The organism is Luteipulveratus flavus (genome assembly GCF_029439465.1).
GTDB classification, from domain to species: domain Bacteria; phylum Actinomycetota; class Actinomycetes; order Actinomycetales; family Dermatophilaceae; genus Luteipulveratus; species Luteipulveratus flavus.
In genome coordinates this window covers 276,659-301,099 of record NZ_JAROAV010000028.1, presented here as the reverse complement: position 1 = coordinate 301,099, position 24,441 = coordinate 276,659, and the positions used below count along the sequence as shown (strand labels likewise).

Below are 24,441 nucleotides of genomic sequence, written 5' to 3'. Positions count from 1 at the left end.
GGTGCCGGCCGGACGGGCGGGCCTCGCCGGGTGACGCATCGGCGTACCGTCGACGTATCACGGGCCTAGGTCCCCGCCTCTTCTCAGAGCACCGATCCTGGCTCGACAGGACAGGGGGTCCGTCATGGAGCCGACACCGATCCAGCTGACGATCGTGCCGGGCAGCAACCGCTACGACGAGGACGACGAGCGCTGGTACGGGCAGGTCGCCGGCCTGCGCACCGAGCTCGCCTCGCAGGTGGGGCTGGCCCCGCCGAGCCCGGGGCCACCAGGGACCAAGGGGTTGCTGGACGAGACGATCGTCGCGCTCGGGACCTCCGGCGCCATCACCGCGACCGTGGAGATCGTGCGGATGTTCCTCGCCCGGGACCGGACGCGAACGGTCGACCTGGTCTGGACCGACGCGCAGGGGCAGGAGCGCCGCTTCCACGCCACCGCCGACAACGCGTCCGACGACACGCTGACGCCGGTCGTCGAGAGCATCGCGAAGCAGGTGGCCTCGTCATGACCTACCGCGCACTGCTGGTCGGCAACAGCCAGTTCGACCTCGATCCCGACCTGGACACCTTGTTCGGACCGCAGAAGGACGTCGCACGCCTGCACGGGGCGCTGACCGACACCGAGACCGGCATGTTCGACGACGCGGACGTACGGCTGGAGTACAACCTGTCGAAGGACTCCTTCCGCAGGGTGCTCGATGAGTTCTGCTCGGAGATGGCCAAGGAAGACCTGCTGCTCTTCTACTACAGCGGGCACGGGATCCTGGACGTCGAGGACGAGTTCTACCTGGCCACGACGGACACCCACTCCCAGAAGCTCTTCCACAGTGCACTGAGCCGGCACGAGCTCAACGGCTACCTGCGCAGCGCTGCGTCGAGGCGGACCGTCATCGTCCTGGACTGCTGCAAGAGCGGCATGTTCAAGTCCGGTCCGTTGCGGCCGGCGCTCGGTGGTGCCGGCCGTTTCGTCATCACCAGCTCGACCGGCCAGGCGCTGGCGGACGCGGCACGCACACCCGCGGGCACGAGCCCGTTCACGGAGCACCTGGTCGAGGGCCTGCGCGGTGCGGCGCCGGACGTCGACGACGACGGCAAGATCGACCTGCGCGAGATCTTCGCCTACGTCAAGGAGCAGATGGGGCCGCAGCGGGTGCCGCACTCGATCTTCGACGGTGACGGGGACGACGTCTCGCTGGCCCGGACGAGGGTGAAGCCGCCCGCGATCGCGTACGCGCGCGACACCGGGACCGAGCGGGTCCGGACCTCGCAGCAGGGCCACTACTCCAGGGACGCGACGTTCGCGCTGACCGAGCAGCTGATCGCGCTGCGCGAGGTGCGCGACAACGAGGTGCTGGAGCCCGAGGTGGTCCGGATCCAGCCGCTCACCGACGCAGACCTGGACCTGGAGCTGGACTACGACTCCGGCTGGCTCTCGGCCGACCTCGCCGGGGACCGGCTCACGGTCACCATGAGACCGCGGCTCGGCGCCAACCGCGGGAAGATCCTGGTGCGCGACCGCGCCTCGCGGACCACCCAGGTCCTGCGCGTCGAGGTGTACGTCCGCGCCGCCACCGGCACCGTCCGCATCGACGACCGGCCCCGCGATCCGGTCGAGCGGCGAGACGAGGGAGCGTCCGCGCCGCAGGTGCGCGCGAAGTCCGCCCGGCTGCCGTCGGCGCACCACGCGCCAGAACCGAGCAGCAACCCACCGTCCGGGCCGGTTCAGCACAACGTCGGCCCGCCGCCCGGCGCTCAGGGCTTCGTGGGGGCGCCGGCATCGACGTGGGGTACGGGTGGCGTACCGCAGCAGCCGACACCGGCCGCTGTACCGCGGACGAGCAAGAAGGCCGTCTGGGCGCTGATCATCAGCATCACGACCTTCTACTGGACTCTCGGAGTGGGGAGCGTGACCGCCCTGATCCTTGCCGCCGGAGCCCGGAAGGACATCCGCGCGGGACGACCGGGAGCCGGCCTGGCGAAGGCGGCGACCATCATCGGCTGGTTCGGCGTAGCGGTCGCCGTCGTGACGATCATCGCGCTCGCGACCACCGACACCACCTGAGCCGCCCGGCCCGTCATGGTCACCACCGAGGAGTCGTGAGAGAGTCGTCTCGAAACATCTCTCTCACGTCTGCCGCGCGGCGGGCGATCGATGGTGATGATCCACCTGACGGGACGGAGCGGGCGTGGGCAATCCGTACGGCGACATCGAGCTGGACGCGCAGGGCATGCGGGCGCTCGCGCATCCGGTGCGCCTGGCGATCCTGACCCGGCTCCAGCAGCGCGGACCGAGCACCGCCACGGGCCTGTCCGAGCACGTCGGCGCCTCGCCGTCGGTCGCGAGCTGGCACCTGCGCCACCTGGCCAAGCACGGTCTCGTCCGGGACGCCGAGCAGCAGGGCAGTGGGCGGGAGCGGTGGTGGGAGGCCGCGGCCAGGGGCATCCGGTTCGTCGCGGACGACGAGGCGAGCCGGTCGGCCTACCGCGCACTGCGCACCGTCATCGAGAGCGCCGAGGGCGACCTGGTGGGGGAGTGGGAGCGCAACGTCGAGCCGCACCTGGAGCAGGAGTGGGCCCACGTCGCCGGACGTGCCAACACCACCGTGCTGGTGACTCCCGCCGAGGCGGCCGAGATCGAGTCGGCGATCGAGCAGGCGCTCGCGCCGTACGTGCTGCGGAAGGACTCGCCCGACGACACCCCGGAGGGCACTCGGACGGTCCGCATCCTGCGCTACACGATGCCCGAGGCGGCCGAGACGCCATGAGTGACAGGGAAGGTCGGCTCTGGCGCGACCGGCGATTCGTCACCTACTGGGCCGGTCAGGCCGTGTCCGAGCTCGGCGACCGGGTCTCGGAGCTGGCGGTCCCCCTGATCGCCGTGACCATGCTGCACGCCGGCGCGATCGAGGTCGGGGTGCTGACCGCGGCGGTCTGGGCGCCCAACCTCCTGTCGCTGCTCACCGGCGCCTGGGTCGACCAGCGGGCGCGCAAGCAGCGGCTCCTGGTGGCGAGCGACCTGGTCCAGGCCCTGGCGGTGATCACGGTGCCCCTCGCGTACTGGACGGGCGTCCTCACCCTCGGTCAGCTCGTGGTCGTGGCCCTGGTGGCCGGTGCCGGGCGGACGATCTACCAGACCGCCTACCCGTCGTTCTTCGTCGCCCTGGTACGCCGCGACCAGTACCTCCAGGCGAACTCTCTGCTCAGCACGACCCGGTCGGGCTCGTTCATCGTCGGGCCTGCCGTCGGCGGCGTGCTGATCCAGGTGCTCACCGCTCCGGTGGCGATGGTGGTCGACGCGGTGTCGTTCCTGGCCTCGGCGACCCTGATACGCCAGGTCCGCGTCGACGAGCTCAGCGCGACCAGCGACGCGGGCGAGGGCGGCCTCTGGCGGCGCGCCCGCGACGGGATGCGCTACCTGTGGTCGCACCCGTACATGTCCGCCTCGCTGCGCTGCTGCACCACCCTGAACTTCTTCAGCTTCGTCGTCAGCGCCCTGACGATCCTGTACGCCAGCCGCGTCCTCGGCCTGTCGGCCGGGGTCATCGGGCTCGCGTTCGGTGTCGGTTCGTTCGGCGGGCTGGCCGGAGCGGTGCTCGCGCCACGGGTCGGACGGCTCCTCGGCGTCGGCCGTACGGTCGCGCTCGGCTGCGTCCTGTTCAGCGCGCCGTTCGCTGCGGTGCCCCTGGCCGCCGGCCCGACCTGGAGCCGCGCCGCGGTGCTCGCGGCCGTGGAGGCGGTGAGCGGCGTCGGGGTGATGCTGTTCGACGTCAACCTCAACGCCGTGCAGACCGCCGTCACCGCGGACGAGATGCGCAGCCGCGTCTCCGGGGCGTTCTCGACCGTCAACTACGGCATCCGCCCGCTCGGCGCGCTCGTCGGCGGGGTGGCCGGCGACCTCGTGGGAGTGGGCCCGACCATGGTCGCCGCGGCGGTCGGAGGATCGTTGTCCCTGCTCTGGCTGGTCCGCTCACCGATCTTCGGCACGGCGTCGATCGAGGACCTGTCGCCGACGGCGGTGCCGTCGGCGCGCTGACCCTCAGGCTGACGGCTGCTCGGCCGACCGCCCGAACCGCGCCTGGATGTCCTTGTCGATCTCGGGGAACTCGCGGTCCTTGGTCTCCGGCAGGTACTTGGCGACGAAGAAGACGCCGAGCACACAGATGACGCCGAAGATCCAGAACGTCTGGCCCTGGCCGATCGCGTTGACCACGGTGAGGAAGACCAGGCTGACCACGAAGTTGGAGGACCAGTTCACGGCGGTGGCGGCGCTGGCTCCGACGGCGCTGGCGTGCGGAGGGAAGATCTCGCCGATCATCACCCAGAACAGCGGGCCCATGCCGACGGCGAACGCGGCGATGTACAGCACCATGAAGACCAGCGACAGCGTCGAGCTGAGCTCGGCGACGAACGTCAGCCCCAGCAGCGCGAGGGTCACCACCATCAGCCCGAGCGAGATCATCAGCAGCGGACGGCGGCCGAGCCGACCGACGAGCCACAGCGCGACGACCGTCATCACCAGGTTGATGATGCCGATGGCGACCGAGTAGAAGATCGAGTTGGACGCGGTGAGCCCGGTCTCCCGCATGATGCTCGGGGCGTAGTAGATGATCGTGTTGATCCCGCCGAACTGCTGGATCGCCGCGAGGGTGAGCCCGACGATCAGGGCCGGGCGGACGGAGGCGCTGAGCAGCTCGCGCCACCCGGCGCTCTGGCCCTCCTCTTCCTCCTCCAGGCTCTCCCGACGCTTCTCCAGCAGCTCGTCGGCGTGCTGGTCACCGACCAGCTTGGCCATGATGCCGCGCGCCTTGTCGTCCTGGTCGTTCGCGAGGAGCCACTGGGGTGACTCCGGGATCAGGCGGGCGACGCAGGCGAGGACGATGACGAGCGCCGGCACCGCTCCGGCGCCGATCATGGCTCGCCAGTGCCCGCCCGAGGAGAGGACCAGGTTGATCAGGTAGGAGACCAGGATGCCGACGGTGATGAGCAGCTGGTTGAGGGTGAGCAACCGGCCACGGACGCTGGCGGGGGCGATCTCGCCGAGGTAGACCGGCACGGTCGCGGACGCGCCGCCTACCGCGAGGCCGAGGATGATGCGGGCGAGGAGGAGCACCCAGTACCCGGGGGCGAGGACCGCGACGACCGTACCGATCAGGAAGAGCACGCCCTCGAGCATCAGGATCCTGCGGCGGCCGATCCGGTCGGCCAGGCGCCCCGACCCCAGCGCCCCGGCCATCGCTCCGAGCAGCAGCACGCTGACGACGCTGCCCTGCTCGAAGTCGTTCAGGTCGAAGTCGTCCTTGATGTAGAGCAGGGCCCCGGAGATGACGCCGGTGTCGAAGCCGAAGAGGAAACCTCCGACCGCGATCAGCGTGCCCCAGGTCCACAGGCGCCGGTTGCCCTCGGGTGGCAGCTCGTCGAGGGGCCCGGCTCCGCGAGCGCCGGTCGAGAATGCGTACGCCATGGCGACATCTCCCGTCAGCGGTGACCTCACCGCGCAGTGTCGTGCGAACGGCTGTTGACGTGTCCGGTCGTGCTGTGGCGGCCCTGCTGCTTCGGACTGTACTCACGGTGAACGGCGTCGGCCTAGGAGCGACGACCGCGGGACGGACATCTCGGAACGGTCTCGGTCTGGTGTTACCGCGGGTATCGCCTCGTTCGCGCCACCAGAATTCGGGGTGGGCAGAGCTCGCCGTGTCGGTGCAGCGGGACCGCTCGTCGATCCGGTGGGGGCCGGGTCGCGGCACGGTCCCCTACCGGGCGATGCGCTGCTCGAAACCGGTTGTCATGGGGACGGACCGGTGCTCAGTGACGTCGCGGGCGTCGTGCTGGCGCGTGGTGTCTCGGGGTGACCACGCGCGAGCCGGTGCGGTCCGTGCCCGGGGCGGGTGCGGCCTCACCGAGGCGCTCGCGTCGTTGCTGGGCGAGCGGCCGGTGGCGCGAACTACGGTGAGGCGGAACGCCCGGTGCGCCCGCAGGAGGACTCGCATGACCGCCCAGCCACACCACCCCTCGTACGCCTCGGGCGTCTCCGACACGCCGCTGCTCGGCGACACGATCGGGACGAACCTGCTGCGCACGGTGAGTGCCCACGCCGACCGCGACGCGCTGGTGGACCGCCCGAGCGAGCGCCGGTGGACCTACGCCGAGCTGCTGCGTGACGTCGACGCGCTCGCCAAAGGCCTTCTGGCACAGGGCATCTCCAAGGGCGACCGAGTCGGCATCTGGGCGCCGAACTGCCCGGAGTGGGTGCTGCTGCAGTACGCCACCGCCCGCATCGGCGCGGTCCTGGTGTGCGTGAACCCCGCGTACCGCTCGCACGAGCTCGCCTACGTCGTGAAGCAGTCGGGCATGCGGATGCTGGTCAGCGCCGTGCAGCACAAGACCTCGGACTACCGGGCGATGGTGCAGGAGGTCCGCGGCGACTGCCCGCAGCTGGATGCGGTGTACTTCGTGTCGGTGTCCCTGAGCGACGGGTACACGGGATCGGACGGTTGGAACGCACTCGCCGCCGCGGGCGAGGGGACGACCGACGAGGCGCTGCAGGAGCGGGCGGCGACACTGGCGCCCGACGACCCGATCAACATCCAGTACACCTCGGGGACGACCGGCTTCCCCAAGGGCGCGACATTGAGCCACCACAACATCCTCAACAACGGCTACTTCGTCGGCGAGACGGTCCGCTACACCGAGCGGGACCGCATCTGCATCCCGGTGCCGTTCTACCACTGCTTCGGGATGGTGATGGGCAACCTCGCGGCCACCTCGCACGGCGCGTGCATGGTGATTCCCGCGCCCTCGTTCGATCCCGCGGCGACGCTGGAAACCGTTGTGGCAGAGCGTTGTACGTCGCTCTACGGCGTGCCGACGATGTTCATCGCCGAGCTCGGGCTGGACGACTTCGCCTCGTACGACCTGTCCACGCTGCGCACCGGGATCATGGCCGGCTCCCCGTGCCCGGTCGAGGTGATGAAGCGCGTGGTCGCCGAGATGAACATGAGCGAGGTGGCCATCTGCTACGGCATGACCGAGACGTCGCCGGTGTCGACGATGACCCGGGTGGACGACGACCTCGCGCGCCGCACCGAGACCGTGGGTCGGGTGATGCCGCACCTGGAGGTCAAGGTCGTCGACCCGGCGACCGGCCTGCCGGTCGGGCGCGGGGAGACCGGAGAGCTGTGCACCCGCGGCTACGCGGTGATGCTCGGCTACTGGGATCAGGACGACAAGACGAGCGAGGCCATCGACCGGGCTCGCTGGATGCACACCGGGGACCTCGCCACGATGGACGAGGAGGGCTACCTCGCCGTCGTCGGCCGGATCAAGGACCTGGTCATCCGCGGCGGCGAGAACGTCTACCCGCGCGAGGTCGAGGAGTTCCTCTACACCCATCCGGCGATCGCCGACGTCCAGGTGATCGGCGTCCCGGACGAGAGGTACGGCGAGGAGCTGATGGCCTGGATCGTGATGCGCCCGGGGGAGGAGCCGCTCAGCGTCGAGGCGGTGCGGGAGTTCGCCACCGGTCGCCTGGCCCACCACAAGATCCCGCGGTACGTGCACATCACCGACGCGTTCCCGATGACCGTCACCGGCAAGGTCCGCAAGGTCGAGATGCGCGAGCGCGCCGCGGATCTCATCGCCCGGCCCGACACCGTACGGTGAGGACGTGACCCTCCCGAGCGGTGAGCAGTGGACGATCCGGCACAGTGACCACGAGGTGGTGGTCGTCCAGGTCGGTGGTGGCATCCGCAGCTACACCTCCGGCGGGCGTCCCGTCCTGCACGGCTACGCCGAGGACGCCAAGGCGGACGCCGGCCGCGGACAGCTGCTGATGCCGTGGCCGAACCGCGTCCGGGACGGGACGTTCACCTTCGAGGGCCGCCAGGAGCAGCTCGCGCTCTCCGAGCCGGCCCGGTCCAACGCCTCCCACGGCCTGGTCCGGTGGGCGCTGTGGGAGCTGGTCGACCGCTCCGCCGACGAGCTCACCGTGGCGTGCCGGCTGCTGCCGCAGCAGGGGTGGGACTGGCCGCTGGACCTGCGGGTCACCTACGCGCTGGAGGACGACGGTCTCACCGTCACGCCGTCCGCGACGAACATCGGGACGAGCGTCGCGCCGTTCGGGTTCGGCGCCCACCCCTACCTGACCGCCGGTGAGCAGCAGGTCGACGAGCTCACGCTGCAGGTGCCCGCCGGCACCGTGCTCGACGTCGACGACCGGCTCATCCCCACCGGCACCTCGCCGGTGTCCGGCGTCGTCGACTTCCGCGAGCCGCGACCGATCGAGGCCACGACGCTGGACCACGCCTATACCGACCTGCGTGTCGACGAGGACGGGCGGTGGCGCGTCACGATCAGCCGCGGCGACACCGGCACGACGCTGTGGGCGGACGCGAGCGCCTACCCGTACGCCCAGGTGTTCACCGGCGACTCGCTGCCGCCGGCGAAGGCGCGCCGTACGGGCGTCGCGGTCGAGCCGATGAGCTGCCCCGCGAACGCGCTCGCGACCGGCGAGGGCCTCCTCCGGCTGGACCCGGGCGAGACCTGGTCGGCCTCCTGGGGCGTGTTGCCGAAGGGGTGACCCGCTAGGCGGTCACCCGGTCGACGTCCGCGGGCGGCCGACCGACGTGGCCGTCCAGGGTGGTCGTGAGGTCGAACCGCGTGACGCCGGCGGGGAGGCGACCGTGCTCCCGTACGACGGCGACGAGCCGGGGGAACTCGGGCATCACCCACGCGATCCGGACGCCCTCGTCGGACGGGTCGAGGGTGGCGAGCCGCTCGTAGCTCGACCACGAGTAGCAGTGCGCCAGCGCCCGGCAGGCGCGGACCCAGTCCAGCGAGTCGTCGGACGCGGCACGCACCGGGGTCTCGCGGCCACCGGTGACGACGGAGGCCACCACCGGGCCGCTGCCGTCGTGCTCCCGGAGCAGCCGGGTCAGCGCCGCCTCGGCCAGCGGCGAGCGCAGCAGGTGCACCCAGCCGGGCACGGGGCCGGACGCCGGCGGCGGGAGGACGCGGACCGGGACCTGCGCGAACCCGAGCATCAGGGCGGCCGTCGTACGGTGCGCGCCGTCCAGCACGAACCAGCCGTCGTCGACGGGAGTCACCGCGACGGGCGTCGTGATGCCGCTGCGGCGCACCTGCCCGACCAGGGCGTCCAACCGCTGCGCCTCGGTCTCCTCGTGCAGGACGAGGAGTCGTGGGTCCAGCGTCACGGGCATCGCCGTCGTCATCGTCGCTCCTGACTGTGTGCCGCACGAATCGTGCTGGCCTGTCGTCGAATCCGCCGGTCCCCACCCGGCGCCGGACCCACCCTAGGGACCCCCGACGTCACGGCCAATGCGCTTCGCGGCGGGAGCAGCGTAACGTCAGTGATCGGTCAGCGCCGTGTCATGCGGTCTTCCTACGGTCTGCGGCGGAGACATCCTCCGTCCGTTCCGGGAGAGACCATGACCGCCATCCTCGAGCTCGCCTCCTACGCACCGGTGGCCACGCCGATCGCCCAGCACCAGGAGCGCCTGGGCGTGTCCGACGCCGACCTGCGCCGGATGACCCGTGCCTTCGGGTACGACCGCGTCGCCGCCGACCGGGAGGTCACGGAGGCCGAGCTCGTGTACGGCGCCGCGAGCAAGCTGACCACCCTGAAGGGCCGCGAGGAGGACGTCCGGTACGTCCTGCGGCCCCGGACCACCCGGTCGGCGTCGGCGTACCCGGCCTCACCGCTGCAGGACGTCGTCACCGAGCTCGGTCTGCACCGCGCCCGGACGTTCGCCCTCAACGAGCAGGCGTGTGCCTCCGGGCTGCTCGCGCTGGACCTCGCCGGTGCGCTGCTCGCGCGCGAGGAGGATCCGGAGGCGACCGCGCTGATCATCGTGGGGGAGAAGACCTACGGCGCGGTGGCGTCGGTGATCCCCGGCATGGCCGTGCTCGGCGAGGGCACCGCCGCGGTGCTGGTCGGTGCGCACGGTGAGCGTGACCGCCTGGTCGGCTACAGCGCCACGACGCAGCCCGTCGGAGGCGGCCGGCTCGCCATGGACGAGGCCGGGACGAAGGAGTTCGGTGCGGTCTACTCCGAGCGCCTCACGGCCGTCATCGCGGCCGCGCTGGAGGTAGCGGGCCTGACGGCGCAGGACCTCGCGATGTACCTGCCGCACAACGTCGGCCGCATCCTCTGCCAGCGCACGGGCTCGGCGCTCGGGCTGAAGCGGGACCAGATCTTCACCGACAACATCGGCCGGTACGGGCACTGCTGGGGCGCGGATCCGTTCCTCAACCTCGCCTCGGTCACCGAGCTGGGGCTGCTGAACCCCGGCGACCACTACCTCACCACGTCGGTCGGGCTCGGCGCGACGTTCGCGGCGGCCGTCCTGCAGCACTGACGCCCGCTCGCCCACACACCACGCAGCTCGATCCGACCAGACAGGGACATCCATGCCTCACGACCGCGCGGACGCCTCCGCACCACCGTTCGCCGCACGTCTGCGGCAGGCGGTGACCGGCGACCCGAGCACACCGCTGGTGATCGTCGGCAACTTCGAGGTGGAGGAGCGCTGGGCCCGCGACGAGGTGGGGCTGCCGCGGCTCACCTCCGACCTCGGCGCCGCCGTCGTCAACCGGATGGACGAGCTCGCGCTGCTGCTCGGGCGTCCCGGTGACGTCGTGGTGCTGAAGTCGGCGCCCGACCCCGACCACCTCACCGAGCTGCGGCGCATCGGCCTGCAGCTCCCGACCGTGCTCGCGCCCGCGCACCACGACCCGACCAGGTCCGTGTCGCAGGACGCGCTCGCCGACGACCTGCTGCTGGCCCAGCTCGCCGCGCTGCGCGAGAGCGGCCACCGGTTGTACGCCCACGGCATCTCCGACCTCGAGGAGGAGATCGCCCGGCGGACCGGCCTCGCCGTCGCCGGCCCGAGCGAGCGCGTCGCCGTCCACGTCAACAGCAAGGTGTACAGCCGGGACCTGGCGCAGGAGTACGGGATCCGCCAGCCCCACGGCTGGGCCTGCCGCACCGTCGAGGAGCTGCACGCGGCCGCGGAGGAGGCGCTGCCGTACCTGGACGAGCGCCCGCTGGTGGTCAAGGAGGCGCTCGGGGTGAGCGGCAAGGGGATCGCCGTCGTCGACACCCCGGCACGCCTGCGACGGATCGTCCGGATGATCGCCCGTCGCGCCGGCTCGCAGCCCGGCCCGCTCGGCTTCTGCATCGAGCAGTGGCTCGACAAGGACCGCGACTTCAACTACCAGCTCACCGTGGACGCGGCCGGCCGGGTGCACTTCGACTTCGTCAAGGAGGCCCTGACCGCGGGCGGCGTCCACCAGGGCCACCGCTTCCCGGCCGTCCTCCCCGAGGCCGACGAGGCCCTGATCCGGGAGACGGCCGACGTGGTCGGGGCGGCGCTGGCCCGCGACGGATTCGCGGGCGTCGTCGGCATCGACGCACTCACCGAGCGCGACGGCACCCTGCACCCGCTCATCGAGATCAACGCGCGCAACAACATGTCGACCTACCAGCTGAACCTGCAGGAGCAGCTGGTGGACGACGGCCAGGCGGCGCTCGCCCGCCACTACGAGATCCGGTCCACCCGGCCGGTGCCGTTCGCGGCCGTACGAGAAGCGCTCGCCGACGCGGCGTACGACCCCGCCCGGGGCACGGGAGCCGTCGTGCAGGGGTTCGCGACGGTGAACGCCGCGCACGCGCTGACCCTCCCGGACGGCGCGCCTGTCGCCTCCGGACGCCTCTACGCGCTCGTGATCGGTGACGACGACCAGGACCTCGCCGCGATCGACGGACTCGTCCGCGCGCGGCTCGACCAGATGCAGGAGCAGGCAGCATGACCGAGCAGCAGACCACCGTCCAGGGCGTGGCCCTGAAGGACATCGCCGAGGAGTTCGGCACGCCGTGCTTCGTGTACGACGGGGACGTCCTGGAGGGGACGTTCACGCGGCTGCGGCAGGCGCTGCACGAGCGGCTGGAGATCTTCTACTCGCTCAAGGCCAACCCGAACGTGTCGGTGTACTCGGTGCTGCGGCGGGCCGGGGCGCGCGCGGAGGTGTCCTCGCTCGTCGAGCTGCGGACGGCGCTGCTGGCCGGCACGCCGCCCGAGGACGTGATCTTCCTCGGGCCCGGGAAGAGCGTCGAGGAGCTCTCGGCCTGCCTGGACGCCGGCGCGGTCACGCTCGTCGCGGAGTCCTTCGAGGAGCTCGACCTGATCGAGCGGCTGGCGGGCGAGCGAGGCGGCCGGGCGCGGGTGGCGCTGCGGATCAACCCCAGCTTCTCCGTCAAGGGTTCCGGCCTCACCATGGGCGGCAAGCCGCGCCAGTTCGGCATCGACGACGAGCAGGTCCTCGCGGCGGAGAACCTCGCGGCCGGCTACCCGCACGTGCACCTCGTCGGGGTGCACGTCTACATGGGCACGCGCATCCTCAACGCCGACGTCGTGGTGGAGAACACCGCGCGCATCCTGGCGCTGGCCGACCAGGTGGCCGCGCGTCACGGCATCGAGCTGGAGCTGGTGGACGTCGGCGGCGGCCTCGGCGTGGCGTACTTCGAGGGCGAGCAGGACCCCGACGTCGACCGGCTCGCCGCCGGCATCAACCCGCTGATCGAGGACTTCGTCGCGCGGCACGAGAACGTGCGACTCGCGATGGAGCTCGGGAGGTACCTGGCCGCCGACGCCGGCCTCTACCTGACCCGAGTGCGCTACACCAAGACCTCGCGCGGTGAGCGGTTCGCGGTCGCCGACGGCGGGACCAACCACCACATGCCCGCCGTGGGCGTCGGGTCGTTCGTGCGGCGCAACTTCCCGATCGACCTCGTCGGCGCGGCCGACCAGCCGCGGGAGCCGTGGAACGTGAGCGGCCCGCTGTGCACGCCGAACGACCTGCTGGCCAAGAACGCGATGCTGCCGCCGCTGCGCCAGGGCGACCTGGTCGCGGTGCACCGTTCCGGGGCGTACGGGCCGACCGCCTCGCCGGGGCTCTTCCTCAGCCACGGCTACCCCGCCGAGGTCCTGGTCCTCGACGGCCGGGCGCACCTGGTCCGCAGCAGCGACCGTCCGCAGGACCTGCTGGACCGCCAGCACCTGGTCGTCCCGAGCCCACCCGTCGTCGCGGTCGACTGACCGCCGCGCACCACCGAAGGAGAACCACCATGACCACGACCACCACCGACACCACGATCGTCGACGCCGTCATCGAGGGGCTCGCCGAGACGCTCGACCGCCCGATGGAGGGCGTCACCGCGCAGACGTCGCTCTTCCACGAGATCGGCCTGGACTCCACCGGCGTCCTGGACCTGCTGATGGTCCTGGAGGAGCGCCTGGGCATCGAGCTCGACGTCGAGTCGCTCGAGATGAAGGACTTCACCACGGTCGGCACGCTCGCCGCGTACCTGGCCCACGAGCGGGACGCCTGAGGTGTACGCCATCGCTCCCGGGAGCGTCGCCGGGACGGCGGTGCCGGCGGGCTCCCTGCTCGGGTTCGGCATCACCGGTGTCCACCACCTGCGCGGCGGCGTCCGCAGCGAGCTGCCCGAGGCCGCCTCGCGAGACTTCCAGGCCGCGATGCTGGAGGAGACCGGGGTGCCGTTCCGCCGGGAGGAGCTGCTGACCCGCCCCGGCAACAGCTACGGCCGGCTGGCCGTGTCGGCGCTGGAACCCCTCGCTCGCGACCACGACCTCGACCTGGTCGTCGTCGCGTACGCGGTGCCCGACTACTTCGCCGCCCGGCTGCCCACGACCGAGATCATCCAGGCCCACCCGCGGGTCCGTGCGGCGTTCGGCGTCGCCGACATGGGTGTCGTCGCGCCGTTCCAGGCCCTCGAGCTGGCGGAGCTGTTCGCCACGCGGCACGGGTACGAGCGCGTCGCCGTGGTCGCCCTGGACCAGGTGACGCTGCCCTACGCGGTCCGCGCCGAGCCGTACCAGGTCCCGCGGACCGACGCCGCGGTCGCGGTGGTGCTGGAGCGTACGGCCGACCCGCGGACGGGCCTGGCCCAGCGGCACGGCGTGGCGCGCGGGTTCGGCGCCGCCCAGCGGAGTGCGGTGAGCGAGGTGCTGGACCGGCTGTGCTCCACGGCCGGGGTCCAGCCGGTCCGCGTCGTCGTCGGCGCCGGAATCGACCCGGCGTGGATGCCGGACGTCGCCGCGCAGGTGGTGCGCGCCCAGCACGGCGCCCCGTGCACCGGCGTCTGGGCGTACCTGGCCGCGACGGTCGAGGAGCCGGTCGTCGTGCTGGAGGCGGATCCCGCGCTCGGCGCGGTCCACGGTCTCATCGCCCTCCCGGGTGCGTGCGGCGAGCCCGCACCATGAGCCCCGACGCGCGCGGGGGTGCCGCCGTGGACGCACCGTCCTTCGGCGACATCCGGCGCCTGGCGCGCGGATCGGGCATCGACGCCGCTCTGGACGTGACCGGGCCGGTGGGCGGGCCCGCGGTGCTGTGGGCGAGGCTCGGGTTCGGCGAACGGCTGCGTGACAGCGTGGTGGACCACCTGCGCGGCCGGCGGTCCGGCGATGCCGCCCTGATCACCGTCCCGACCGTGCGTGCCCAGCTGACCGACACCCTCGCCGACCACGCGGAGATCGAGATCGAGCTGCGGGCGCTGCGCCCGGAGCCGCCGGTGTCCACCCTCGCCCGGCTGCACCGCCGGCTCACCGACGTCGAGCGAGATCTGCTGCGGCTGCACGGTGCCCACGGGTTCCTCGCCGGCGGGATCGGCGTCGAGGCGACGAGAAGTGAAGGCTGCGCGGTCGCCGTACCCGTGGCGGCGTCCGCGGCGTCGGCACCACACACCCGGCGTGCCGAGCACGACCTGCTGCCGGGGGTGCGGGAGATGGCCACCGAGTGGGCGGACGACTTCGCCGCGCACGCCGACCTGGTCGACCGCGAGCACGGGCTCCGGCCGGATGCGCCGGCGGGCGGCGGGCTCCGGTGGATGGCGACGGCAGGGACGCCGGCGGACTATCGCGACGCCGACGTGTGCGACGGTCACCGCGTCGACGGCACCACCGCCGTCGAGCGGGCGGTCGTGCTCGAGGAGCTGAGCCGCGGAGACCTGGGCGTCCTCATGGCGGCCCCCGGACCGTCGATGTCCGGCGTCCTGATCGCCCACCTGGGCGACCAGCAGCAGCGCGACCGGTTCTTCCCGCAGTTCACCGCCGGGCCCACGTGGTCGTGCTTCGCGCTCACCGAGCCCGGCCACGGCTCCGACGCCGCCTCGATGGAGACACGTCTGGTCGGCGACCTCGGTACGAGCCAGGCGTACCTCGTCGGCGAGAAGAGGTACGTCGGTGGCGCCGCCCGTGCGCGCCACGCCGTGGTCTTCGCGCGTCATTCCGGAGGGCCGCTCGGCGTCGGTGCGTACCTCGTGGACGCGACGCTGCCTCAGTTCCGCGCAGAACCGTTGCCGATGCTGGGGATTCGCGGTGCGCAGTTCTGCGCGGTGCATCTCGACCGGGTGCCCGTGGGCGTCGAGGACGAGCTGGGCCGGTCCCTGCCTCGCGGGCGACGCGGCCTGCGGGGTGCGGTCGAGGTGTTCAACCGGCTGCGCCCCGGCGTGGCGGCGATGGCCCTTGGCGTGGCCGGCTCGGCGCTGGACGTCCTCGCGCGGGCGTGGGGCACTCCACCACCGAGCGCGCAGGACCGCGTGGCCGACCTCGAGCGGCGCGTCGTCGTCACGCGCGAGCTCGTCCTGCGGGCGGCCCTGGTGGTGGACGAGACCGGCGACGGTGCGCTCGCGTCGATCGCCAAGGCGCGGGCGTGCCGGCTGGCCGAGCACGTCACGCGCGAGGTCGCCGAGATGCTCGGCGGCCCGGCCGCTCTCACCGCATGGCCGGCCCTGGACCGGGCCGTGCGGGCCGCCCGTGGCATCGAGTTCATGGAAGGCACCCGAAACATTCAGCTGCTCAACGGTTTTCGCGCTGTTGAGTCGAGCCGGCCCGTCCTCGGAGCAGAGGCCACCGGGCTGTGACCGCGGCGTCAGCCAGGCGTCAGGGCCGGGTCAGGGCGCTCGACCACGCTGGTTCCGAAGCACCGCACCCGCGGGCACGACCTCTTGAGACAAGGAACGAGATGACTGCGCAGCCCCAGCCCGCGTTCACGGTGATCAGCGGAGAGCAGGTGAGCGCCACCCTCGCCGGACGCGAGAAGGTCGTCCTCGACGTCGTCCGCGAGACCTACCTCACGCACGAGCGCGGCCTGACGGTCAACCCGCCGTCGTACTTCCTGCGGTTCGAGGACCGCCCGGCCAACCGGATTATCGCCCTTCCGGCCTCGGTCGCGGGGGAGCAGGCCGTCGACGGCATCAAGTGGATCTCGAGCGTCCCGGCGAACATCGAGCGCGGCATCCCCAGGGCGTCCGCCGTCGTCATCCTCAACGACCCGACGACCGGCTACCCGTACGCCTGCCTGGAGGCGTCGATCATCAGCGCAGCTCGTACGGCGGCCTCGGCAGCGCTCGGCGCTCAGGTCCTCGGGGCGTCCCGGCCGCGTGCCCGGCGCCTCGGCATCGTCGGCGGAGGCCTCATCGCCCGGTACGTGCACCACTACCTGCAGGCCGCCGGCGGTGCGTACGACGAGATCGGCATCCACGACCTGTCCGCGGAGCACGCCGGAGCGTTCGCCGACTACCTGCGCGGGGCGTCCGACGGCGCCACCGTGACGGTCCACGACACGGCCGAGGACCTCGTACGGGCGAGCGACCTCGTCGTGCTCGCGACGGTCGCGCCGGAGCCGTACCTGCTCGACCCGCAGGCCTTCTCGCACCACCCGGTCGTGCTGAACGTGTCGCTGCGCGACCTCGGCACCGAGGTGATCCGCTCGGCCGTGAACGTGGTCGACGACGTCGAGCACTGCCTCAAGGCCAACACGTCGGTGCACCTGATGGAGCAGGAGCTCGGCCACCGCGACTTCCTCGCCGGCACCCTCGCCCAGGTCATCGAGGGCGAGGTGCAGATCCCGGCCGACCGGACCGTCGTGCTCTCCCCGTTCGGCCTCGGCGTGCTCGACCTGGCGCTCGCGCGCTACATCCACGACGAGCTCGGCTCGTCCGGGGCGCTCGAACCGGTCCCGGGCTTCTTCCACGAGATGAGCCGGACGGCCCGCTGAGCGGCGCCCGCCCGAGCGACCGGAGGGATCATCGATGACCGTCATCACCTCGGCCGAGCAGTTCAACGTGCCCGACCTGTTCATCGACCTGACCCCTACGCTCGGGCGGCGGCTGCTGCTGAAGTGCGAAGGGCTCAACCTCGCCGGGTCGGTGAAGCTCAAGGCCGCGATGAGCATGCTGGACGTGGCCGAGCGCGCCGGGACGCTGATCCCCGGCGGTCACCTCGTGGAGAGCTCGTCGGGCAACCTCGGCGTCGCCCTCGCGATGGCCTCGGCCAGTCGCGGCTACGAGTTCCACTGCGTGACCGACACCCGGTGCACGCCCGCGTCGCTGGCGATGATGCGCGCGTTCGGCGCGGAGGTCGTCGTGGTCAGTGAGCCGCACCCGCAGACCGGGCTGCTCGGTGCGCGGCTGGCGGCCGTGAGCGCGATGCTCCAGGAGAACCCGTCGTGGTTCTGGCCGAACCAGTACGCCAACGAGGCGAACTGGCGTGGTCACTACGCGACGACCGGGCCGGAGATCCTCGCCGGCGCGGGCGTCCCCGACGTCGTGTTCGTCGGCGCCGGCACCTGCGGGACCCTGATCGGCGTCATGCGCTACCTGCGCGACCACAGCCCGTCCACGCGGGTCGTCGCGGTCGACAGCGTCGGCTCCGTGACGTTCGGCACGCCGGCCGCCACCCGGCACATCCCGGGCCTCGGCGCCGGGGTCCGCCCGCCCCTGCTGGACCCGGTGGAGCCCGACGAGGTCCTGCTCGTGGAGGAGGCCGAGACCGTACGGGCCGCGAAGGCGCTGGCCCGGTCCGGCTTCCTGCTCGGTGGCTCGACCGGCACCGTCGTCGCGGCGGCGGCGACCTGGCTCGCACGCCACGGTCGCGACGACATCCTCGCGGTCGCGATCGCTCCCGACCTGGGGGAGCGCTACCTCACGACCGTGCACGACGACTCCTGGGTCCGTAACCGCTACGGCGACGAGGCCACCCGGCCCGCCCGTCTCGGCGCCCAGGACGGCATCACCCGGCTCGACCTGCGCGTGCCGACCCCGTTCGAACCGGCCGTCGACGCGGCCCCCGCCACTCGCTGACCGCATCGCAGGAGAACTCCACCCATGGCCACTGAACCCCTCGACCTCACCGCTGCCCAGCGCGCCATCTGGTTCGACGAGACGCTGTCGGACCGGCCCGCGCTGCACACGATGGGGGAGCACCTCGACATCCGCGGACCGCTGGACGTGGGGCTGCTGGAGCGGGCCCTGGACCGGCTGCTGCACGAGGCCGACGGGATGCGGATGCGGTTCCGGGAGGTCGACGGTGTGCCCGTCCAGGAGCCTCGGGACATCGCCCTGCCCCTGCCCGTCCACGACCTGACCGCGCGCGGCGACGTCGGTCACGACGAGGCGGTCGCGCAGATGTGGGCGGACCTCGACCGCCCGTTCCGGCTGGACGGCGAGCCGCTGGTTCGCTGCGCCCTCTACGTCCTCGGACCGACCCGGCACCTGCTGTACATCGCCATGCACCACCTCGTCTCGGACGGCTACAGCCGGGTTCCCGCGTACGACCGGCTGGCCGCGATCTACCGCGAGCTGGACGAGGGCGGCACCCTCGAGGACGCGGCCGGCCGGTCGCTGCCCCCGTTCCGCGTGCTGCTGGACACCGAGCGGGCGTACGAGGAGTCGCCGGCCCACGACCGGGACGACGCCTACTGGCGCGCTCGCGCGACGGCGTTCGCCGAGCCCTCCACGCTCTCGTTGCGGACGGCCGCGCCCGCCCCGACCCAGCTGCGGCACACCCGCGTCGTCGGGAAGGACCGCGCTGAAGGCTGGCGGGCCGCGGCCGCGGGCGCGGGGGTCTCGTGGGCGGCGTACGTCATCGCCGCGGCGGGCGCCTACGTCGCCAAGGCCACCGGGGCGACCTCGGCCCAGCTGACGGTGCCCGTCACCGGTCGCGTGGGCCGCCGGACCCGGCAGGTGCCCGGCATGGTGGCGAACTACCTGCCGCTGCGGATCGACGCGGCGCCCGGCAGGACCGTCGGCGAGCTGGTCGCCGGCACCGCGGCCGAGCTGTTCCGCACCGTCCAGCACCAGCGCTTCCGCGGTGAGCAGGTCCGCCGACTCGCCGGTGTGCCGGTGGAGGACCGGCGACCGTACGGCCCCTACGTGAACGTGCTGCCCCAGCACCCGGTCCTGGACCTGGGACGCGCCGAGGCCCGGGTGGTGAACATGTCGACCGGTGCCGTCGAGGACTTCATGGTGACCGTGCTCGACGGCCTGGACGGCTCGGTCGAGCTGCACGTCAACGGCAACCCCGCCATGTACGACGGTGGCGAGGTCGTCGCGCACGCCTCCCGCCTCGAGGCGTTCATCGACCGCCTCGTCGGGTCCGCTCCGGAGCAGAGGCTGGCCACGCTGGACGTCCTGGACGGGCACGACGTGGACACCCTCCGGGTCGGGAACGGACCGGTCGTGGACGACCCGTACGACGGCGTGGTCGAGCAGGTGCGCCGGTGCGCGCTGGAGTATCCGGCAGCGGTCGCCGCGATCGACGACGACGGTGTGTGGACGTACGACGTGCTCGTGCGCACGTGCGAGCTGGTGGCGCGCGCGGTCGGCAACGGCCGGACGACAGCGCTGCTCGCCTCGCCCGGACGACCGTTCGTCGCATCGGTGCTCGGCGTGCTCGCCGCGGGAGGGACGTTCGTACCGCTGGACGTCCGGTCGCCGGTGGCGCGCGTGGCGAGCCTGCTGGGCGACTGCCGCGCGGACGTCGTGGTGGTGGACCGGGACGCGACGGCTCTCGCCGAGGAGGCGGTCGGACGGCTCCCGCTCGACACCCGCCCGCAGGTGGTCGTACTGGAGGAGATCCTCGCCCGGCCGCTGCCCGAGGAGCTCACCCCGGTCCTCGGCCGACCGGAGCACCCGGCGTACGTGCTGTTCACCTCCGGCACCACGGGCCGTCCCAAGGGCGCGATGGTGCACCGCGGGGGTATGCTCAACCACCTGCGCTGCAAGCAGGACCTCCTCGCGCTGCAGCCCGACGACGTCCTGGTGCAGAACGCGCCCGTCACCTTCGATGTGTCCATCTGGCAGATGCTGCTGCCGGTGATGGTCGGCGCGGCCGTGCGGGTGGTGTCGCCGGGCACGGCGGCCGATCCCGACGCGCTCGCCGCCGTGGTGGCCGCCGACCGCGTGACGGTCCTGGAGGTCGTGCCGTCGCTCCTGCGCGCGTCCCTCGACCTGTGGGGCGGCGCCGCTCCGCTGCGCGGGCTGCGGGCGCTGATGGTCACCGGCGAGGCCCTGCCGGTCGATCTCGCCCGCCGCTGGAGCGCCGCCTGCCCGGACGTGCCCCTGCTCAACGCGTACGGCCCCACGGAGTGCTCCGACGACGTCGCTCACGCGACGCTCGGCCCGCACACCCCCCTGGAGCGGCGCGCACCCATCGGCGTACCCATCCGCAACACCCGGCTGCTCGTGCTCGGCCCCGACCTGCGCCCGCTCCCGCCGGGAGCCGTGGGCGAGCTGTACGTCTCCGGCGACTGCGTCGGGCTGGGCTACCTGGACGACCCCGGCCGCACCGCCGTCACCTTCGTCGCCGACCCGTACGGGTCCGCCGGCGCGCGCATGTACCGCACCGGCGACCGGGTCCGCTGGTCCGAGCACGGGCAGCTGGAGTTCATCGAGCGCCTCGACCACCAGGTGAAGATCCGCGGCCAGCGGATCGAGCTCGGTGAGATCGAGGCGGCCCTGTGCGAGCTCGACGACGTCGACACCGCGGTCGTCGTCGCCCGCCGCGGGAACGGGTCCACCCACCTGGACGCGTACGTCACCGGCCAGGCCGGCGCGGACCTGGCCGGTCTGCGGAGCCGGCTGGAGGGCCTGCTGCCGCAGCACATGGTGCCCGCCCGCTGGTGCGCCGTGGGGACGATGCCGCTCACCGCGCACGGCAAGATCGACCGGCGCTCGCTGCCGGAGCTCACGGCCGAGCAGCACGTCCCGGGCGGGTCGGCCACGACGTCGGCGCCCGACCCGTCGCGTGCCGACGCCTCCCTCCGGGCGGTGACCACGGCGCTCGGCGAGGTGCTGCGCCGGCCGGACCTCGGCGCCGACGACAACTTCTTCGCCGCCGGCGGTGACTCGGTGACGGCGATCCAGGCGGTCCGGGTGCTGCGGGAGCTCGGCCTCCAGGTCAGCCCGCGGGACGTGTTCGAGCAGGGGACCGCTCGCGCCCTCCTCGCGACCGGCGCGCGCCAGGACGCGGCGTCGCCCGCCGCGCCGGCCCCGGTCCGGCCTGAGACCGTCGAGCCGACCCCGATCGCCGCCGAGCTCGCTCGCGAGTGCGGTTCGGTCGACGGCCCGGCCGCGGCGTACTGCCAGTACGTCGTGCTGCGCGTGCCGGACGCGCTGACCGAGCCGGACGTACGGGACCTGATGGCCGCGGTCGCCGGCGCCCACCCGATGTTGCGCGCGGTGACCACCGACGTCGCCGACCGGGTGTGGCGCACGGTCGTCCCGCTGGCCGAGGACGCAGCGGGCATCACCGCGCAGGTCATGACCGCACCCGAGGGCAGCGACCTCGCCGACGTCGTGCGGCTCGCCGGTGAACGGCTCGACCCGGCCGCCGGACGCTGCTGGCAGGCCGTCCTGCTCGACGGGCCGGTGCGACGGCTGCTGCTCGCCGTCCACCACCTGAGCGTCGACGCGGTCTCCTGGCGGATCCTGCGCGAGGACCTGGAGCAGGCGTGGGCGGCGCGGACCGCCGGCCGGTCGGTGCAGGTCGGTCCCGAGGGCGCCACCTTCGGCGAGTTCGTACGGCAGCAGGGGCACGTCGCCCGCGACGGCGACCTCGCCCGCAGCGAGGTCGCGCACTGGCGGGAGGCCGGAGCCGTCACCGGCGCCGCGCTCGACCCCGCCCGGCACACCTGGGGCTCCGCCCAGCGGCTGCGCCGGCGGGTGGACCGCTCGCTCACCGAGCAGGTCCTCACCGCGACCCCCGCCGCGTACCGGTCACAGGTCAACGACGTCCTGCTCGCCGCCCTTAGCGTCGCGATCGGCGAGACGGGGCTCGGGCTGGAACCGGTCGTCGAGCTGGAGGGCCACGGCCGGGAGGAGCTGCCCGGCGCGCCGACGCCGGACGTCGCCCGCACCGTCGGCTGGTTCACCTCCGCCTTCCCTGTCCGGCTCACGGCCCCGTCCAGCCACGAGGACCGCGCCGGCACGCTCACCCGTGAGGTCAAGGCCGTCCACGACCGGCTCGCCTCCGTGAGCGGCCACGGCATCGGGTACGGCATGGTCCGCCACCAGCACCCGCAGGGTCACCGGCTGCTCGGCGACCAGCCGGTGCCCGCGGTCGGCTTCAACTACCTCGGCCGGTTCGCCACCACAGCCGCCGTCGCGGCCTGGACGTTCGAACCGCTCGAGACGCTCGACAGCGGCCTCGGGCTCGGCGTGATCGGCACGGGTACCCACCCGCAGCTGCCGCTGCGCCACGCGCTCGGGATCACGGCCCTCGCGGAGGAGACGGCCGACGGGATCGAGCTGGTCGTGGAGTGGCAGTGGGCCGACGGCGTGCTGCGCGCGGACGACGTGCAGCGGCTCGCCCTGGCCTGGGAGAACGCCCTCGCCGACCTGGTCGCATGCGAGGACCGCGTCGGCAACCGTGATCTGACGCCGGCCGACGTCACGCTGGTCGAGGTCACCGCGACGGACCTCGACCGGTTCGCGGCGGCTCACCGACCGGCGGTGCTCGACCAGGTGCTGCCGGTGACGGCGACCCAGCGCGGCCTGCTCTTCCAGCACGAGGCACGGGAGGACGCCGACCCGTACGTCCTGCAGGTCCGCGGCGACCTGGTCGGCGACCTCGACCCGGACCGCCTCGCCGAGGCGCTCCAGCGCGTGGTCGACGCGCGTTCGGCGCTGCGGACCACCTTCGCGTTCACCGGTGCCGGCCTACCTGTCGCGGTCGTCCCGGACGCGGCCGCGGTGCGGCTGCGCGTCCTCGACGGCGAGGACGTCGAGACCGTCGCCCGGAACGAGAGGGCGCACCCGTTCGACCTCGTCCAGGGGCCCGCGCTGCGCTGCGCCGTGGTGCCCGCCGGGCCCGGTCGGGCGCACCTGGTGCTGACGCTGCACCACATCCTCGTCGACGGCTGGTCGATGCCGCTGCTGGTCGAGGACGTCCTGGCGGCGTACCGCGGCGAGCAGCTGGTCCCTCGGGCCGATCCCGTCACCTACCACCGGGCGATGGCCGCCTCCGACGACGCAGCAGGACTGCGGGCCTGGGGCGAGGCGCTCGCGGGCATCGACGCACCCACGCTGGTCGCGGACCCGTCGGTGACAGCCGGGGACGAGGTCGCCGCGCTGCCCGTGCTCCTGGACGACGAGCGCGCCTTCGAGCTGGAGCGCCGCCTGCGCGCCGAGCAGGTCACCCTCGGGACCGTCGTGCACGTCGCCTGGGCGGCGGCGCTCGCCGAGGCGACCGGGCGCGCCGACGTGCTGATGGGGTCGGTCGCCTCCGTCCGCCCGCCTGAGCTCGACGGGGCGCTGGACATGATCGCGATGCTGCTGTCCACCACGGCAGTTCGGATCGTGCGACGACCGGGAGAGGACCTCGCGGCGCTGGTCGGACGGATCCAGCGGGAGCAGGCGCGGATGCGGGCGTACGCCCACCTGCCCCTCACCCGGACGCTCGCCGCCAACCCGCAGCTGGCCCGGGTGGGCGAGCCGTTCGACAGCGTCGTCGTCCTGGAGAACTTCCCGGCGGGGCGCATCGAGGGACCCGTCGCCCCGGGACTGCGCCTGGAGAACGCGCGCGCCCACGACGCGCGGCACTTCCCGCTGAGCCTCGTGGTCGAACCCGGCGACCGGCTCGTCCTGCGCGTGGAGCACGACCCGCGACGGCTCGATCACGACCGTGCCGCGGCGCTGGCCGCCTCCCTGCGACGGGCGCTCGAGGACATCGCCGCGGGCCGGGTGCCCGCCGCTCTGACCGAGACGAAGGACGAGTCCGGTTCGTACGCAACGGTTCTCGCCGAGCCGGTGCGCGTGCGTCCAGCCGGCGTCCACGACGCCGCGGTCTGTGAGGCGTTCGCGTCCGCGCTGGGTCGGGACCGGGTCGGACCGGACGACAACTTCTTCCTGCTCGGCGGCGACTCGATCACCGCGATCCACCTGGTCGCAGCGCTGCGGGAGCGCGGTCTGGTCGCCGCGCCCCGCGACGTCTTCGCCCACCCGGCGCCGGGTCTGCTCGCAGCCGTGGTCACAGCGGCCGCACCCGAGCCGGTCGAGGCCGGTCTGCCCGTCCTGGAGGACGCCGAGCTGGACGAGCTCGACGCCGAGCTCGGGTTCGTCTGAGGA

17 protein-coding genes are annotated in these 24,441 nt (G+C 72.9%); 15 read left to right on the top strand and 2 right to left on the bottom strand.

Annotation, left to right across the window (positions count from 1 at the left end):
* Positions 1-124: 124 nt before the first annotated feature.
* From P4R38_RS10115 to P4R38_RS10100, 4 genes are all read left to right on the top strand, one after another.
* The gene (locus P4R38_RS10115; RefSeq protein WP_277192035.1) at positions 125-508 is read left to right on the top strand and encodes an effector-associated constant component EACC1; all 384 of its coding nucleotides are present in this window, start codon (positions 125-127) and stop codon (positions 506-508) included.
* Entirely contained in the window at positions 505-2,061 is a 1,557-nt protein-coding gene (locus P4R38_RS10110; protein ID WP_277192034.1) for a caspase, EACC1-associated type, read from the top strand. Before P4R38_RS10115 ends, P4R38_RS10110 begins: the two co-directional genes overlap by 4 nt.
* Positions 2,062-2,185: 124 nt before the next feature.
* Complete coding sequence (locus P4R38_RS10105) at positions 2,186-2,764, top strand: ArsR/SmtB family transcription factor (RefSeq protein ID WP_277192033.1); 579 nt, start codon at positions 2,186-2,188, stop codon at positions 2,762-2,764.
* Positions 2,761-4,032: an MFS transporter gene (locus P4R38_RS10100; protein WP_275237552.1), complete on the top strand. Its 1,272-nt coding sequence runs from the start codon at positions 2,761-2,763 to the stop codon at positions 4,030-4,032. The genes P4R38_RS10105 and P4R38_RS10100 overlap by 4 nt, the downstream gene beginning before the upstream one ends.
* Positions 4,033-4,035: 3 nt before the next feature.
* Here the strand turns inward: P4R38_RS10100 and P4R38_RS10095 are convergent, their stop codons facing one another.
* The gene (locus P4R38_RS10095; protein WP_277192032.1) at positions 4,036-5,460 is read right to left on the bottom strand and encodes a sugar porter family MFS transporter; all 1,425 of its coding nucleotides are present in this window, start codon (positions 5,458-5,460) and stop codon (positions 4,036-4,038) included.
* Positions 5,461-5,984: 524 nt separating this feature from the next.
* Here P4R38_RS10095 and P4R38_RS10090 point away from each other — a divergent pair.
* Complete coding sequence (locus P4R38_RS10090; RefSeq protein WP_277192031.1) at positions 5,985-7,658, top strand: AMP-binding protein; 1,674 nt, start codon at positions 5,985-5,987, stop codon at positions 7,656-7,658.
* A gap of 4 nt (positions 7,659-7,662) precedes the next feature.
* Positions 7,663-8,574, top strand: a complete 912-nt coding sequence (locus P4R38_RS10085; RefSeq protein ID WP_277192030.1) for an aldose 1-epimerase family protein — start codon at positions 7,663-7,665, stop codon at positions 8,572-8,574.
* Positions 8,575-8,578: 4 nt separating this feature from the next.
* On the opposite strand, the gene P4R38_RS10080 is transcribed toward P4R38_RS10085, so the two are convergent.
* Positions 8,579-9,226, bottom strand: coding sequence for a ParB N-terminal domain-containing protein (locus tag P4R38_RS10080; protein ID WP_277192029.1), 648 nt, complete (start codon positions 9,224-9,226; stop codon positions 8,579-8,581).
* A gap of 216 nt (positions 9,227-9,442) precedes the next feature.
* On the opposite strand from P4R38_RS10080, the gene P4R38_RS10075 reads away from it, so the two are divergent.
* The 9 genes from P4R38_RS10075 to P4R38_RS10035 all read left to right on the top strand — a co-directional run bounded on the left by P4R38_RS10075 (position 9,443) and on the right by P4R38_RS10035 (position 24,438).
* Positions 9,443-10,372, top strand: coding sequence for a 3-oxoacyl-[acyl-carrier-protein] synthase III C-terminal domain-containing protein (locus P4R38_RS10075; RefSeq protein WP_275237557.1), 930 nt, complete (start codon positions 9,443-9,445; stop codon positions 10,370-10,372).
* A 52-nt stretch (positions 10,373-10,424) separates the two neighbouring features.
* The gene (locus tag P4R38_RS10070) at positions 10,425-11,825 is read left to right on the top strand and encodes a preATP grasp domain-containing protein (RefSeq protein ID WP_277192028.1); all 1,401 of its coding nucleotides are present in this window, start codon (positions 10,425-10,427) and stop codon (positions 11,823-11,825) included.
* Positions 11,822-13,111, top strand: a complete 1,290-nt coding sequence (lysA, locus tag P4R38_RS10065; RefSeq protein WP_275237559.1) for a diaminopimelate decarboxylase — start codon at positions 11,822-11,824, stop codon at positions 13,109-13,111. The genes P4R38_RS10070 and lysA overlap by 4 nt, the downstream gene beginning before the upstream one ends.
* A gap of 29 nt (positions 13,112-13,140) precedes the next feature.
* Positions 13,141-13,404 (top strand): acyl carrier protein, encoded by a 264-nt coding sequence (locus P4R38_RS10060; RefSeq protein ID WP_275237560.1) that lies wholly within the window; start codon positions 13,141-13,143, stop codon positions 13,402-13,404.
* A gap of 1 nt (position 13,405) precedes the next feature.
* Entirely contained in the window at positions 13,406-14,299 is an 894-nt protein-coding gene (locus P4R38_RS10055) for a hypothetical protein (protein WP_277192027.1), read from the top strand.
* 26 nt (positions 14,300-14,325) lie between these two features.
* On the top strand, positions 14,326-15,957 hold the full coding sequence (locus P4R38_RS10050; protein WP_277192026.1) for an acyl-CoA dehydrogenase family protein: 1,632 nt from the start codon (positions 14,326-14,328) through the stop codon (positions 15,955-15,957).
* Between the two features lie 101 nt (positions 15,958-16,058).
* Complete coding sequence (sbnB, locus tag P4R38_RS10045) at positions 16,059-17,093, top strand: 2,3-diaminopropionate biosynthesis protein SbnB (RefSeq protein ID WP_277192025.1); 1,035 nt, start codon at positions 16,059-16,061, stop codon at positions 17,091-17,093.
* A gap of 34 nt (positions 17,094-17,127) precedes the next feature.
* Positions 17,128-18,177: a 2,3-diaminopropionate biosynthesis protein SbnA gene (gene sbnA, locus P4R38_RS10040; protein ID WP_275237564.1), complete on the top strand. Its 1,050-nt coding sequence runs from the start codon at positions 17,128-17,130 to the stop codon at positions 18,175-18,177.
* A gap of 24 nt (positions 18,178-18,201) precedes the next feature.
* Positions 18,202-24,438 carry a non-ribosomal peptide synthetase gene (locus P4R38_RS10035; protein ID WP_277192024.1) on the top strand — a complete coding sequence of 2,079 codons (6,237 nt, stop codon included), beginning with the start codon at positions 18,202-18,204 and terminating at the stop codon, positions 24,436-24,438.
* Positions 24,439-24,441: the final 3 nt, after the last annotated feature.